Raw genomic sequence first — 13897 nt, forward strand, 5'->3', positions numbered from 1 at the left:
CGATCAAAAAGCGTTAAAACTTATATTAGATTTAGATCAATGATCTGACTGAAGATGAGGCCATCTTAACGCTCAGGAACCCATCATGTTTCCCAGCCTGTTTATCTCCCACGGTTCGCCCATGCTGGCGCTGGAGCCCGGCGCCAGTGGCCCGGCGCTGGCGCGTCTGGCCGCCGAATTACCGAAACCCAAAGCCATCGTGATCGTCTCCGCCCATTGGGAAAGCCACGAACTGCTCGTCAGCAGCCATGCGCAACCGGAAACCTGGCACGACTTCGGTGGTTTCCCCCGCGCGTTGTTTGAAGTGCAGTACCCGGCGCCGGGCAATCCGCAGTTGGCCGCTGAGGTGGCCGATCTGTTGACTGCCAACAATCTGCCAGCGCGCCTTGATCCGCAACGTCCGTTCGATCACGGTGTCTGGGTACCGCTGTCGTTGATGTACCCGCTGGCGGATATCCCGGTGGTGCAAGTCTCGCTGCCGAGTCGCGCGGGCCCGGCGCTGCAAACCCGGGTCGGCCGAGCGCTGGCGAGCCTGCGTGATCAGGGTATTTTGCTCATTGGTTCCGGCAGCATCACGCACAACCTGCGTGAACTCGACTGGCACGCCGGCCCGGAAAGTGTCGAGCCGTGGGCACGGGATTTCCGTGACTGGGTGATCGACAAGCTCGCGGCCGACGATGAGGCAGCGCTGCATGATTATCGCCAGCAGGCGCCGCATGCGGTGCGCAGTCATCCGAGTGATGAGCATTTGTTGCCGTTGTATTTTGCCCGGGGTGCGGGTGGTGAGTTCAGCGTGGCGCACAAGGGGTTCACGATGGGTGCGCTGGGCATGGATATTTACCGCTTCGGTTGACGCCTTCGCGAGCAGGCTCGCTCCCACAAAGGCAAAAAACAGGCAAAAAAAATCCCCGAACCAGTCGGGGATTTTTTATGTGCGATCAATCAGCCCGGAGGCGGATCAATCTTCGCGATAGCGACGCAGTTTCAGCTGCTTACCGGCAACGCGAGTGTCCTTCAGTTTGGTCAGGAGTTTGTCCAGACCATCTTCCGGCAGCTCGACGAGGCTGAAGCTGTCACGCACCTGGATGCGACCGATCGCTTCACGGGCCAGACCGCCTTCGTTGAGGATGGCGCCCAGCAGGTTCTTCGCAGCGATACCGTCACGCGCACCCAGCGCGGTACGGCAACGAGCACGGCCTTCGCCCAAAGGCATTGGCGCGCGACGCTCGCGGTCACCACGATCAGGACGATCACCGGTGCGCTCAGGACGGTCGCCACGCGGTGCGTTGTTCGGCACCAGTGGGCGTTCCTTCTCGATCGCCGCCAGGTTCAGCGCTTGACCGTTGGTGGCTTTGCGCAGCAGCGCAGCAGCCAGAGCACGCGGAGTGCAACCGATGTCTGCAGTCAGACGATCGAGCAGCTCACCGTGAGTCGATTCGGCATCAGCGACCAGCGGCGACAGGCTGTTGGTCAGTTTCTTGATGCGCGCATCGAGAACGGCTTGAGCGTCCGGCAGGCGTACTTCGGCAACTTTCTGACCGGTTACACGCTCGATCACTTGCAGCATGCGGCGCTCACGTGGAGTCACCAGCAGCAGTGCACGACCTTCGCGACCGGCACGGCCAGTACGGCCGATACGGTGAACGTAAGACTCCGGGTCGTACGGCATGTCAACGTTGAACACGTGAGTGATGCGCGGAACGTCCAGACCACGAGCAGCAACGTCGGTCGCAACAACGATGTCCAGACGGCCATCTTTCAGCGAGTCAATAACGCGCTCACGCTGGTTCTGGGCGATGTCACCGTTCAGCGCTGCGGCTTTGTAGCCTTTGGCGTCGAGGGCGCTGGCCAGATCCAGGGTCGCTTGCTTGGTGCGCACGAACATGATCAGAGCGTCGAAATCTTCCACTTCCAGCAAGCTGAGAACGGCCGAAGTCTTCTGGTCAGCGTGAACCAACAGGTGAGCCTGTTCGATCGCGGTAACGGTCTGGGTCTTGGTCTGGATCTTCACGTGTTGCGGATCGCGCAGGTGGCGTTCGGCAATGGCGCGGATCGACTGCGGCAGGGTAGCCGAGAACAAAACGGTCTGACGGGTCGCTGGCAGAGCCTTGAAGATGACTTCCAGGTCATCCATGAAGCCCAGTTTCAACATTTCGTCAGCTTCGTCGAGAACCAGATGGTTCACGGTCGACAGGACTTTTTCGTCGCGACGCAGGTGGTCGCACAGACGGCCCGGAGTGGCGACAACGATCTGTGCGCCATTACGGATTGCTTTCAGTTGCGGGCCCATCGGCGCGCCGCCGTAAACGGCCACAACGGTAACGCCCGGCATTTGCTTGGCGTAGGTTTCGAAAGCGGTTGCTACTTGCAGCGCCAACTCACGAGTTGGCGCCAGGATCAGGGCTTGCGGTTCGCGCTTGGCAGGATCGATGCGGTGCAGGATAGGCAGTGCGAACGCGGCGGTTTTACCGGTACCGGTTTGCGCCTGGCCAATCATGTCCTGGCCGGCCATGATGATCGGGATCGATTGCTGCTGAATCGCCGAAGGCTCTTCGTAGCCGGTCGCTGCGACGGCTGCAAGAATATTCGGATTAAGATTAAAAGCGGCGAATCCGCCGGTTTCCTGGGTCATGGGTCTGCCTCTAAGTGCATCCGCAAAGACCCATGCTCCAAAGCTGCGCATGCCGTGTTGAGACTCAAGAGTCGCCCTGGCAGCTTTGTCGGCGGGGATTTGCGAAAACGAATGAATGAAAAAAAGAATCGTCCGGGAAGAGCCCGCAATGCGGACGTGCAGCCGAAGCTGACTTCGGGAAATTGCGCTACCTAAACGCGGCCCGGTTAAAGGCCGGCGCGCACTATACCGGATTTTGCCCAAAAAGGGAGCTTTTTTTATCGTCAAAATACCTGTGTCACCGCTGTGTAACGGGGTTTTGCGGATAATCGCGTCAAGGTCTATTTTTCAAAGGCCCGGCCCTGCGGGCGATGACGCTAAAACGATTCACCGACGTGCGGCATACCGTCGCTGCACCCGCCCTTCCCGCTCGAGGATTTCGCCATGAATCAGCCCTGCCCCGGCCGCGTCAGCCGAGAACGCCGTGGTCACGTCCATCTGATTGGCCTCGATCGAGCGGCCAAGCGCAATGCTTTCGACCTCGACCTGCTCAATGACCTGAGCCTGGCCTACGGCGAGTTTGAGGCCGACAGTGAAGCGCGGGTGGCGGTGGTGTTCGGCCATGGCGAACACTTTACCGCCGGTCTGGATCTAGTGAATGCCAGCTCCGCCCTCGCCCAGGGCTGGCAGGTTCCGACCGGCGGTTGCGATCCGTGGGGTGTTTTCGTCGGGCCACGGGTAAGCAAACCGGTGATTGTCGCCGCGCAGGGCTATTGCCTGACCATTGGTATCGAGCTGATGCTAGCGGCGGATATCAACCTGTGTGCGAGCAATACCCGCTTCGCGCAGATGGAAGTGCAGCGTGGGATCTTTCCTTTTGGTGGTGCGACTTTACGTTTTCAGCAGATCGCCGGATGGGGCAATGCGATGCGCTGGCTGCTGACCGGCGATGAGTTCGATGCGCACGAGGCGTTGCATCTGGGCTTGGTGCAGGAAGTCATGGCCAGTGAGGACCTGTTGCCGCGGGCGATTGAATTGGCTGAGCGGATTGCCCGGCAAGCGCCGTTGGGGGTGCAGGCGACGTTGATGTCGGCGCGGCAGGCGCGGTATGAGGGTGAGACGGCGGCGGCGCAAGGGCTGCCGGCGCTGGTGAAGAAGTTGCTGGCGAGTGAGGATGCCAAAGAAGGTGTGCGGTCGCTGGTGGAGCGGCGGCCCGGGATCTTCAAGGGGATCTGAAATATTTGGCGTCTGTCATGACGCCATCGCGAGCAGGCTCACTCCTACAAGGGAACGCATTCCAATGTGGGAGCGAGCCTGCTCGCGAAGGGTCCATCACTGACAACTCAGGTGGCCGGGCGAATACTGTTGATCAACGACTGCAACGAATACCCCAACCGCGGCGCCAGCGCTTCGGCCCGGGCAGTCAGCGCCTGCATGTCCAGCACCTGATCGAGGTCCGCCGGGACAATCAGAATCACATTGCCCTCCTTCACCGGCAGCTCCCAGTAATGGCGGTGATAGAGCCCACGCAACAACGCCGCACCCAATGGTCTGCCATCATCGGTGGCCCACTGATTGATTACCAGCCAACCCCCCGGATTCAGGCGCTTCTGACAGTCGCCGAGAAAACTCCAGGCCAGATGGCCGACACCCGGGCCGACATCGGTATACAGGTCGACAAAGATCAGATCCGCCGGCTCGGCGGTCGGCAGCAGTTCCAGCGCATCGCCGACGCGAATGTACAGCCGTGGATCATCGTCCAGCCCAAGGTATTCAATGGCCAGACGTGGCACATCCGGACGCAGTTCAATGGCTTCGACATCGTCCAGCGGCAGGAACTTGAGACAGGCCTGCGTCAGCGTACCGGCACCCAGCCCGAGAAACAGCGCGCTCTCCGGCTGCTCATGGCACAACGCGCCAATCAGCATCGCCCGGGTGTAGTCGTATTCCAGCCAGCTCGGATCAGCGGTGAAAACACAGCTCTGCTCGATGGCATCGCCGAACTCGAGAAAGCGGTAATCAGCCACTTCCAGCACGCGAATCACGCCGAACTCATCCTGTACTTCGGCGAGCAGATGCTCGACGCGCTCCTCAGTCATTTCGTCTCCTGATGGTCACCGGGCGCGGTGACGCGATGGCACCGCTGTGGCGCCGTGGCAAAGCGGCGATTGTCGGCGATGGGGCGGGAGCAGGTCACGCACTAATTGCTGCTACCATGGGCTTCCCGTGCGTAGAACCAATTAGAGACCGTGATGAGCCAACCGTGGAGCCCTGACAGCTGGCGCGCCCTGCCGATCCAGCAACAACCGCAATACCCCGACGCCGCGCACCTGCGCCAGGTCGAGCAAACCCTGGCCAGTTATCCGCCGCTGGTGTTTGCCGGTGAGGCGCGCGAACTGCGTCGACAGTTTGCCGAGGTCACCCAGGGCCGGGCGTTCTTGCTGCAGGGCGGCGATTGCGCGGAAAGCTTTGCTGAGTTCTCCGCGGCAAAAATTCGCGACACTTTTAAAGTGTTGCTGCAGATGGCGATCGTCATGACCTTCGCCGCCGGTTGCCCGGTGGTCAAGGTCGGGCGCATGGCCGGTCAGTTCGCCAAGCCGCGCTCGGCCAATGACGAGACCATCGACGGCGTGACACTGCCGGCTTATCGCGGCGACATCGTCAACGGCATCGGCTTCGACGAAAAGAGCCGCGTGCCGGATCCAGAACGCCTGCTGCAGTCCTATCACCAGTCCACCGCCACGCTGAACCTGCTGCGCGCATTCGCTCAGGGCGGCTTTGCCGATCTGCATCAGGTGCACAAGTGGAACCTCGACTTCATCGCCAACTCGGCGCTGGCGGAGAAGTACAGCCACCTCGCCGACCGCATCGATGAAACCCTGGCGTTCATGCGCGCCTGTGGCATGGACAGCTCGCCGCAACTGCGCGAAACCAGTTTCTTCACCGCCCACGAAGCGTTGCTGCTGAACTACGAAGAAGCCTTCGTGCGTCGCGACAGCCTGACCAACGATTACTACGATTGCTCGGCACACATGCTGTGGATCGGCGACCGCACCCGTCAGCTCGACGGCGCTCACGTCGAATTCCTGCGTGGCGTGAACAACCCGATCGGCGTGAAGGTCGGCCCGAGCATGGACCCCGACGATCGATCCGCCTGATCGATGTGCTCAACCCGGACAACGATCCGGGGCGCTTGAACCTGATTGCGCGGATGGGCGCGAACAAGGTCGGCGATCATCTGCCAGCGCTGATCCGCGCGGTGCAGCGTGAAGGCAAGCAAGTGCTGTGGAGTTCCGACCCGATGCACGGCAACACCATCAAGGCCAGCAGCGGCTACAAGACCCGCGACTTTGCGCAGATCCTTGGCGAGGTGAAGCAGTTCTTCCAGGTGCACGAGGCGGAAGGCAGTTATGCCGGTGGCATTCACATCGAGATGACCGGACAGAACGTCACCGAATGCATTGGTGGCGCGCGGCCGATTACTGAAGACGGCTTGTCGGATCGCTATCACACCCATTGTGATCCACGGATGAATGCCGATCAGTCGCTTGAGTTGGCGTTTTTGATTGCCGAAACCCTCAAACAGGTTCGCCGCTAGACCGCGTCGCTTCTTTCGCGAGCAGGCTCGCTCCCACACTGGATTTGTGTCGTTCGCATATCCCTGTGGGAGCGTGCCTGCTCGCGAAGGCGTCCGCTCAGACACCCTCAATTTTCGCCAATGCCACCCGCAACCGCGCCGCACTCTCGCGCTGACAATTCAACTGCACCCACGCAAGCCCGAGCCAATCTGCCATCTGCCGCAAATTCACGGCCAGCGCCAACATCCCTTCTTCATCCAGCCCCGGCTCTTCCTCGTGCACCGCATGCACCGCCAACTGCCCAACCGCTCGCTCGGCGCGCAAATCAACCCGCGCAGCAATCCGCTCGTTGTGCAAAAACGGCAACACGTAATAGCCGTAAACCCGCTTGTCCTGCGGCGTATAAATTTCCAGCCGATAGCGAAAATCAAACAACCGCTCAGTCCGGCTGCGCTCCCAGATCAATGAATCGAAGGGCGACAACAACGCACTGGCCAACACCTTGCGCGGGACTTTCGGCTCCGGCAGGCAATAAGCGATCTGTCGCCAACCAGCGACTTCGCACATCTGCAATTGCCCGGTCTCGACCAGTTCCGCCAGTCGCGGCCGTGCATCCGCCGGATTCAGACGGAAGTAATCACGCAGGTCCTTTTCAGTGCCGACGCCCAACGCCTGCGCCGCATGCAACAGCAATCCTCGCTGCGCCTCGGTTTCATCCGGCAACGCTTGCTGCAAAATAGAAGACGGGATCACCCGCTCCGGCAAATCATACAAACGCTCAAAACCACGCCGCCCCGCTACCGTCACTTCGCCCGCCGCAAACAACCATTCCAGTGCATGCTTTTCCGCGCTCCAGTCCCACCACGGTCCGGCCTTGTCTTCGCGAGTCGACAAGCTGCCGGCGCCCAACGCGCCCTGCTCTTCGACCGAACTCAACACCCGGCGAACAACGTCCTGCTGCTCACGACCGAATTTCGCCAGTTGCTGATAAATATCCTCGCCGCGCTTGGCTCGCTGCATCCGCCAAGCCATCAACGGATACATCGACAGCGGCAGCAATGACGCTTCATGCCCCCAGTATTCAAACAGCGTACGACGTCGCCCCGAACTCCAGGCAGCCTGGTCGAGCAAATCAGAAGAATAGGAACCGAGACGGGAAAACAGCGGCAGGTAGTGCGAGCGCACCACGGCGTTGACGGAATCGATTTGCAGCAAGCCCAGCCGTTCGATCAGCCGGTTGACGTGAGCGGCTTTGACCGTCGGCGGCTGGCGCCCGTTGAAGCCTTGGGCTGCCAGCGCCAGTCGTCGCGCCTGTTTGAGGGAAAAGGATACTGTTGCGGGCATGAGCATCTCCTTGTCTGCTCGCAACCTACCTCACTGGAAGTGGGTTTGTGTAGCGCTCTGCTGATCATTTATGCAGCGGTCATTTATGCATCGGGTCATCCCAGAACGGCCGCACGGCTTCGTGTTCAACGTCGGCACGACTGACGCCGATGTCCTTCAACGCTTCGTCGCTCAGACTGGCGAGCAACTCGCGTTCACGGTGCAGTTCGTACCAGCGGCTAAACTTGTGCAGCAGGTCGGAAACGATATGGCCGTGGCCGGAAAATTTTGCTTCGTCTACATACTCTCTTTGACCTTTCATCGTGTTGCCTCCTTTGTGGATGGCTCAAGTCTCGCGCCGGCGCTAAGATCAATCCAACGAATGTTTCTGATGGCATGCATCACGGAGATTCATCAATTGTCGGCCTACCCCAGTATCGATACCGATGTCCTGCGCACCTTCGTCGCCATTGCCGATCAGGGCGGTTTCACCCGCGCCGGCGAAATGGTCAACCGCACGCAATCGGCGGTGAGCATGCAGATGAAGCGTCTGGAAGAAGACGTGTTGCAGCGTCAGTTGTTCGAGCGCGACGGCCGTCAGGTGCGCCTGACCGCTGAGGGCCAGGTGCTGCTCGGTTACGCGCGGCGCATCCTCAAGTTGCACAGTGAAGTGTTCAACACCTTGCGCGAACCACACATGGTCGGCACGGTCCGCATCGGTACGCCGGATGATTACGTGATGCGTTTTCTGCCGGGAATTCTGTCGCGGTTCGCGCAGTTCTATCCGCTGATCCAGATCGAAGTGCATTGCGAGTCGACCAAACAACTGCTGCAGCGCACCGACCTGGACTTGTCGATCGTTACGCGCGAACCGGGCAACGAGATCGGCCAACTGCTGCGCAAGGAGCGCTTTGTCTGGGCCGAGGCGCAGAATTTCAGTGCCCACGAACAAACGCCGTTGCCGCTGGCGATGTTCAACAGTGATTGTTTCTGCCGCTTGTGGGCGTGTAATGCGCTGGATGCGATGGGCCGCGATTACCGCATCGCTTACAACAGCACCAGCCTTTCGGCATTGATGGCGGTGGTGAGCGCCGGTCTGGCAATCACCGCGCAACTGGAAAGCCTGATCACCCCGGACATGCGCATTCTCGGCGCCGACCAAGACCTGCCGTTGTTGCCGGAGGCCAGCATCATGCTGGTGCGCAACCTGAACAATCCGTCACCGATCACCGAGTGCCTGGCCGAGCACATCGTCGAAGGCTTCAAACTTTAAACGCGAGCATCACCGCACACAGCACCAGGAAACCGCAGAACAGCCCGCGCAGGAGTTTTTCCGGCATGGCGTGGGCGACTTTCACCCCCCAACTGATGCTGGCCAGACCACCGATGGCCAGTGGCAGGCCGATCATCCAGTCCACTTCGTGGTGTACCGCGTAAGTCACCAAGGTCACGCCGGTGCTTGGCAACGCCAGCGCCAGCGACAGGCCTTGGGCGACGACCTGCGTGGTGCCGAACAGGCTGGTCAGCACCGGCGTCGCGACCACCGCCCCACCGACACCGAACAATCCGCCCATGGTGCCGGACGCCGCGCCAAGCACGCCAAGCCAAGGCCAGGAATAACGCATTTCGGAAGTCGCAGCGGGTTGCTTGCCGAACATCTTCAGCAGGTTGTACACCGAGAGCACCACGAGGAAAGCGACAAAGCCGATGCGCATGGTTTGCGCATCGATGCCCACCGCCCAGATCGAACCGATCCAGGCAAAGCAGAAGCCCATCACCGCCAAAGGCAACGCATGCCGCAGTTCGATGCGATTGCGCTGGTGATAACGCCACAGCGCCAGCATCACGTTCGGCACCACCATGACCAGCGCGGTGCCTTGGGCGATCTGCTGATCCAAGCCAAACCATACGCCAAGCAACGGAATCGCGATCAAACCACCACCGATACCGAATATTCCGCCGAGTGTGCCGAGGGCGGCGCCAAACAGCAGGTACAACACAAACTCCATCACGGCCAATTCCTCTTACGTCAGGCGATTCATCCTACGCAGTCGCGGCTGGCGGGGAAACGCACAGCAACGCACAATGGCTATGCCGATTTCGCACAAGCGTTGAGCCGATATGAATCCCAATCAATTGACCGATCAACTCGGACTGTTTCTCGATGTGCTGGAGAGTGGCAGTTTTTCCGCCGCTTCGCGCCGTCATCCGCTGACACCGTCGGCCGTGGCGCGCCGGATCGACAGTCTGGAAAGCGCGGTCGGCAGCCAGTTGTTTGTTCGCAGCACCCATGCCGTACGCGCGACGCCAGCCGGTCTGGCGTTCGCCGAACGCGCCCGGCGCATTGTCGCCGAGTTGCAACTGGCGCGGGCCGAAGCCGTATCGCTGAGCAGTGCACCAGAAGGCTTGATTCGCATCGACGCCCCCGCCGCGTTTGGACGCCGGCATCTGGCGCCGGTGATTGCCGACTTTCTCGTGCTCTACCCGGGGCTGGATGTGCAACTGCACCTGATCGACAGTTTCGTCGACATGGGCGGCTCGAACCTGGGCAAAGTCGATCTGGTGCTGCGCGCCGGACAAATGGCTGACACGCGATTGGTGGCCACGCCCTTGGCGAGCATGGTGCGTATTGCCTGCGCCAGCGCCGATTATCTGCAGCGCCGAGGCATGCCAAACACCCCCGCGCAGTTGCATGAACATGATGGCCTGGACTGGGAAGGCCTGGCCCCGCCCTTCGCCTGGCGCTTCGAGCAGGACGGGCAGATGCAATTGCACCGCCCGGCACGCATCCGCATGAGCGCCAACAATGCCGAGGCCTTGGTCTGCGGCGCCTTGGCTGGCTTGGGCATTGCACATCTGCCGACATGGCTGGCCAGCGAATACCTGCTACGCGGCGAATTGCTGCCGCTGTTCTGCGGAAACGGCCTGCCAACCCCGGAGTCCACTGGCATCTACGCGCTGCGCATGGAGCAACAAACCAACTCGCGCAGCCGTTTGCTTCTCGAGTACCTGAAGACCCGCTTCAGTCCAGTGCCGCCATGGGATCTGGCGTTGCAGCGAGATTTGGGACGGCACTAGCACCGGAAAATTATCTGGCGCATTAAAGATTCGAGCGCTAGATTCATGACCATTACCGAACAAGGCTTTTGACATGACTTCCGAACGCGACACCTGCGACGACCTGCTGCTGGACAACCAGGCATGCTTCGCTCTGCATTCCACTTCGCTGATGATGACCAAGGTCTACAAGCCGCTGCTGCAAGCCTTGAACCTGACCTATCCGCAGTATCTGGCGATGATGGTGTTGTGGGAGAAGGATGGTTTGACCGTCGGAGAAATCAGCTCGCGGTTGCTGACCGATCCAGGCTCGCTGACGCCGCTGCTCAAACGGCTGGAGGCTGAAGGCTTACTGAGTCGCACGCGCAGCCGTGAGGATGAGCGCGTGGTGATTGTCGAGCTGACGGAGCAAGGCCGCGCGTTGAAAGAAAAAGCCCAGACGGTCCCGCAATGCATCCTCGGCGCCAGCGGCTTCACCCTCGAACGCCTGCAAAGCCTGCAAGCAGAGCTGCAGGCACTGCGTAGCCATCTACAGAACAGCCTGATCTAAGACCCACCAATCCCTGTAGGAGTGAGCCTGCTCGCGATAGCGGTGGTTCAGTCAACTCACAAGTCGACTGAACCACCGCTATCGCGAGCAGGCTCACTCCTACATATGATCTCGTCGTCTGAAGAATATTTTTCAACGCCTGATCTCCCCGCCATCCCCTCTAAATCGCACTTTTCAGGCTGACAGAGCGATTCGCCGTTTTGTCGAAACGCAGATCTCTCAAAAATTTATCTTGCGTACTAAATATTCGCGCGATACATTCACCTCGCACTTACTTAGCGCGCAAACAATTAGCGCGAACAAACACACCTAATGAGGCTCACACCATGCAAACTCTCTACACCGCAATCGCAACCTCCACTGGCGGCCGTGATGGTCGTGCGATCTCCAGCGACAACGTTCTCGACGTCAAACTCGCCACCCCGAAAGAACTCGGCGGTGCCGGCGGCGCGGCGACCAACCCAGAGCAACTGTTCGCGGCGGGCTACTCGGCCTGCTTCATCGGCGCTCTGAAATTCGTCGCCAGCCAGACCAAACGCAAAATCCCTGACGACGCCTCGATCACCGCTCATGTCGGTATCGGCCAGATCCCCGGCGGCTTCGGTCTCGACATCGATCTGCACATCAGCCTGCCAGGTCTGGAACAGGCCGACGCGCAAGCGCTGGTCGATGCGGCCCACCAGGTCTGCCCGTACTCCAACGCCACCCGTGGCAACGTTGATGTGCGCCTGCACGTCACCGTCTGAATCCCGACATGTACCTACTGTGGGAGCGAGCCTGCTCGCGAAGGCGTCCTGTCAGACAACGCTTCATTGGATGAGACAGCGCATTCGCGAGCAGGCTCGCTCCCACACGGGACAGCTTTGAACGTGAAATCGCAGGCACAAAAAAGCCCGACTCAATGGTCGGGCTTTTTCTTTCCGCAAAAACCGCTGCTTATTTGGCACGGCCTTTGTAGGAACCGCCTTCGCGGGTGTCGATTTCGATCTTGTCACCGATTTCGATGAAGTCAGCAACTTGCAGCTCGGTACCGTTAGCCAGCTTGGCTGGCTTCATGACTTTGCCGGAAGTGTCGCCGCGAGCCGAACCTTCGGTGTAGTCAACTACGCGCACGATGGTGGTCGGCAGCTCTACGGAAACCAGACGCTCTTCGAAGAAGATCGCTTCGCAAACATCGGTCATGCCTTCTTCAACGAAAGGCAGAACAGCTTCGATGTCTTCAGCGTTCAGCTCGTACATGGTGTAGTCAGTGGTGTCCATGAACGTGTAGGTGTCGCCGCTGATGAAGGACAGGGTCGCTTCTTTGCGGTCGAGGATTACGTCGTCCAGTTTGTCGTCAGCGCTGTAAACGATCTCGGTCTTGTAACCGGTCAGCAGGTTTTTCAGCTTGGTCTTCATGATCGCGCTGTTACGGCCCGACTTGGTGAATTCAGCTTTCTGAACCAGCCAAGGATCGTTCTCGAGACGGATCACGGTACCGGGTTTCAGTTCTTTACCAGTTTTCATTGCGAATATCCGAATTTGGATGGGATTTACAAAAATCTAGGCCGCGTATCATATCCAATTTAGGTAAAACTGTACCAGCGCTGCGGCAAGATCGGCCTGCAAGCCTTGTTCCAGACACCACGCTTCGGCGTTTTTCTGCAGTTCTGGCCAATGATTACGGACGGCGAGCCAGTGTTCGCCGATGGGCTGACCGGCGCTCCACGCGCGCCAGAGACCGTTCATCGCCTCGGCAGCGGCCGGTGACAGGCCTTTTGAGTAGAGCGCGAGGAAGGCGTCGAGCTTGTCCAGATGGATGTCTTCGTCCTGCTGATAGATGTGCCAGAGCATCGGCCGCCCCGCCCATTGCGCACGAACGAACGAGTCTTCACCACGCACCGCGTTGAAGTCGCAACACCAGAGTAACTGATCGTATTGATCCTGACGGACGAACGGCAACACCTGCACGGTCAACGACTGACGCACATTGATCTCGCCCACCGCCAGGGCTTCCACCTCGAGCCAGCGCGCCACATCGCCAAGAATCCGCCCTTCCGGTACCAGCAGATGAGTCGGTGCAGCGTCCGCCGCCAAAACGTCCAGCCAACTGGCTAACCCGGCATTCTCGTAGGCAAACAACGAAATCAGCTGCGCCTCAGGCGCGCGATCGATGCCCAGGCCTTGCAGGAATTGTCGCTGCACCTCGGGATCCTGTTGAAACTGCCGACGCTGCTCAAGCAATCCACGCTCACGCAGCAAACCGCCAGTACCGGGCTGGAAGCCGGGGAAAAAGAAGATTTTTTGCACCGATTTGTATTTCACCGACGGCAGACCGTGGCAACCGACAACCCAGTCCTCGGCGCTGAGGTAGTCGAGGTTCATCCACAACGGCGGCTGTTCACGCCCGGCCATCGCGTCCATGTAATCACTGGGTAACTGACAGGCAAACGCGGCGATCACCACATCCGCCGCATCTGTGTGCACCCACGCGGCCGGCCAGTGCCGCACTTCGACACCTTGCTGCCATTGCTGCGCGGCGTTGATATCGATCGCCGGGCAAATGCGTTCGAATGCGCGCAGATCATCGACCCACAATCGCACCGCCAGACCGTGTTCGGCCGCCAATTGTCGGGCCAGACGCCAAGTCACGCCGATGTCGCCAAAGTTGTCGACCACGGTGCAGAAAATATCCCAGCGGGGTTTCAATTGCGGCATCCAAGACTCCCGTTGGCAAAAGCAGCGATTGTCCGCATAAATGACCTCGCGCAGAAGAGCCGACGGCGATTAATCTTCGTG

The 13897-nt window shown here is 59.8% G+C and carries 13 protein-coding genes and 1 pseudogene; 7 read left to right on the forward strand and 7 right to left on the reverse strand.

Features of this window, described 5'->3' with window-relative positions:
- Positions 1–85: 85 nt before the first annotated feature.
- Positions 86–853 carry a DODA-type extradiol aromatic ring-opening family dioxygenase gene (locus tag AC5SEM_RS17030; RefSeq protein ID WP_495470890.1) on the forward strand — a complete coding sequence of 256 codons (768 nt, stop codon included), beginning with the start codon at positions 86–88 and terminating at the stop codon, positions 851–853.
- Between the two features lie 105 nt (positions 854–958).
- Here AC5SEM_RS17030 and AC5SEM_RS17035 read toward each other — a convergent pair whose 3' ends face one another.
- Positions 959–2632, reverse strand: coding sequence for a DEAD/DEAH box helicase (locus AC5SEM_RS17035; protein ID WP_008088238.1), 1674 nt, complete (start codon positions 2630–2632; stop codon positions 959–961).
- 423 nt (positions 2633–3055) lie between these two features.
- Between AC5SEM_RS17035 and AC5SEM_RS17040 the strand changes: the two genes are divergently transcribed.
- Positions 3056–3847, forward strand: coding sequence for a crotonase/enoyl-CoA hydratase family protein (locus AC5SEM_RS17040; RefSeq protein ID WP_108225858.1), 792 nt, complete (start codon positions 3056–3058; stop codon positions 3845–3847).
- A gap of 107 nt (positions 3848–3954) precedes the next feature.
- On the opposite strand, the gene AC5SEM_RS17045 is transcribed toward AC5SEM_RS17040, so the two are convergent.
- Positions 3955–4710: a spermidine synthase gene (locus AC5SEM_RS17045; protein WP_116030533.1), complete on the reverse strand. Its 756-nt coding sequence runs from the start codon at positions 4708–4710 to the stop codon at positions 3955–3957.
- Between the two features lie 153 nt (positions 4711–4863).
- On the opposite strand from AC5SEM_RS17045, the pseudogene AC5SEM_RS17050 reads away from it, so the two are divergent.
- A pseudogene (locus AC5SEM_RS17050) lies at positions 4864–6209 on the forward strand (class II 3-deoxy-7-phosphoheptulonate synthase).
- Between the two features lie 97 nt (positions 6210–6306).
- Here the strand turns inward: AC5SEM_RS17050 and AC5SEM_RS17055 are convergent.
- Both AC5SEM_RS17055 and AC5SEM_RS17060 read right to left on the reverse strand, forming a co-directional pair.
- Positions 6307–7533 (reverse strand): winged helix-turn-helix domain-containing protein, encoded by a 1227-nt coding sequence (locus AC5SEM_RS17055; RefSeq protein WP_495470891.1) that lies wholly within the window; start codon positions 7531–7533, stop codon positions 6307–6309.
- Positions 7534–7612: 79 nt separating this feature from the next.
- Complete coding sequence (locus AC5SEM_RS17060; protein WP_016985493.1) at positions 7613–7834, reverse strand: DUF1127 domain-containing protein; 222 nt, start codon at positions 7832–7834, stop codon at positions 7613–7615.
- A 96-nt stretch (positions 7835–7930) separates the two neighbouring features.
- On the opposite strand from AC5SEM_RS17060, the gene AC5SEM_RS17065 reads away from it, so the two are divergent.
- Entirely contained in the window at positions 7931–8785 is an 855-nt protein-coding gene (locus AC5SEM_RS17065) for a LysR substrate-binding domain-containing protein (protein WP_172680137.1), read from the forward strand.
- Here AC5SEM_RS17065 and AC5SEM_RS17070 read toward each other — a convergent pair.
- Positions 8775–9524 carry a sulfite exporter TauE/SafE family protein gene (locus AC5SEM_RS17070; RefSeq protein ID WP_185057890.1) on the reverse strand — a complete coding sequence of 250 codons (750 nt, stop codon included), beginning with the start codon at positions 9522–9524 and terminating at the stop codon, positions 8775–8777. The two genes, AC5SEM_RS17065 and AC5SEM_RS17070, sit on opposite strands and share 11 nt — an antisense overlap.
- A 109-nt stretch (positions 9525–9633) precedes the next feature.
- Here AC5SEM_RS17070 and AC5SEM_RS17075 point away from each other — a divergent pair, with 109 nt between their 5' ends.
- The 3 genes from AC5SEM_RS17075 (at position 9634) to AC5SEM_RS17085 (ending at position 11865) form a co-directional block, all read left to right on the forward strand.
- Positions 9634–10590 (forward strand): LysR family transcriptional regulator, encoded by a 957-nt coding sequence (locus AC5SEM_RS17075; protein WP_495470892.1) that lies wholly within the window; start codon positions 9634–9636, stop codon positions 10588–10590.
- Positions 10591–10663: 73 nt separating this feature from the next.
- Positions 10664–11119, forward strand: a complete 456-nt coding sequence (locus AC5SEM_RS17080; RefSeq protein WP_495470893.1) for a MarR family winged helix-turn-helix transcriptional regulator — start codon at positions 10664–10666, stop codon at positions 11117–11119.
- A gap of 326 nt (positions 11120–11445) precedes the next feature.
- A complete protein-coding gene (locus tag AC5SEM_RS17085; protein WP_077573935.1) occupies positions 11446–11865 on the forward strand; it encodes an organic hydroperoxide resistance protein in 420 nt (139 codons plus the stop codon).
- A 190-nt stretch (positions 11866–12055) separates the two neighbouring features.
- Here the strand turns inward: AC5SEM_RS17085 and AC5SEM_RS17090 are convergent, their stop codons facing one another.
- A complete protein-coding gene (locus tag AC5SEM_RS17090; RefSeq protein WP_007908599.1) occupies positions 12056–12625 on the reverse strand; it encodes an elongation factor P in 570 nt (189 codons plus the stop codon).
- Positions 12626–12673: 48 nt separating this feature from the next.
- Positions 12674–13816, reverse strand: a complete 1143-nt coding sequence (gene earP, locus AC5SEM_RS17095) for an elongation factor P maturation arginine rhamnosyltransferase EarP (RefSeq protein WP_495470894.1) — start codon at positions 13814–13816, stop codon at positions 12674–12676.
- Between the last annotated feature and the right edge of the window lie 81 nt (positions 13817–13897).

The sequence above is a fragment of the Pseudomonas sp. CH61 genome, assembly GCF_059429415.1.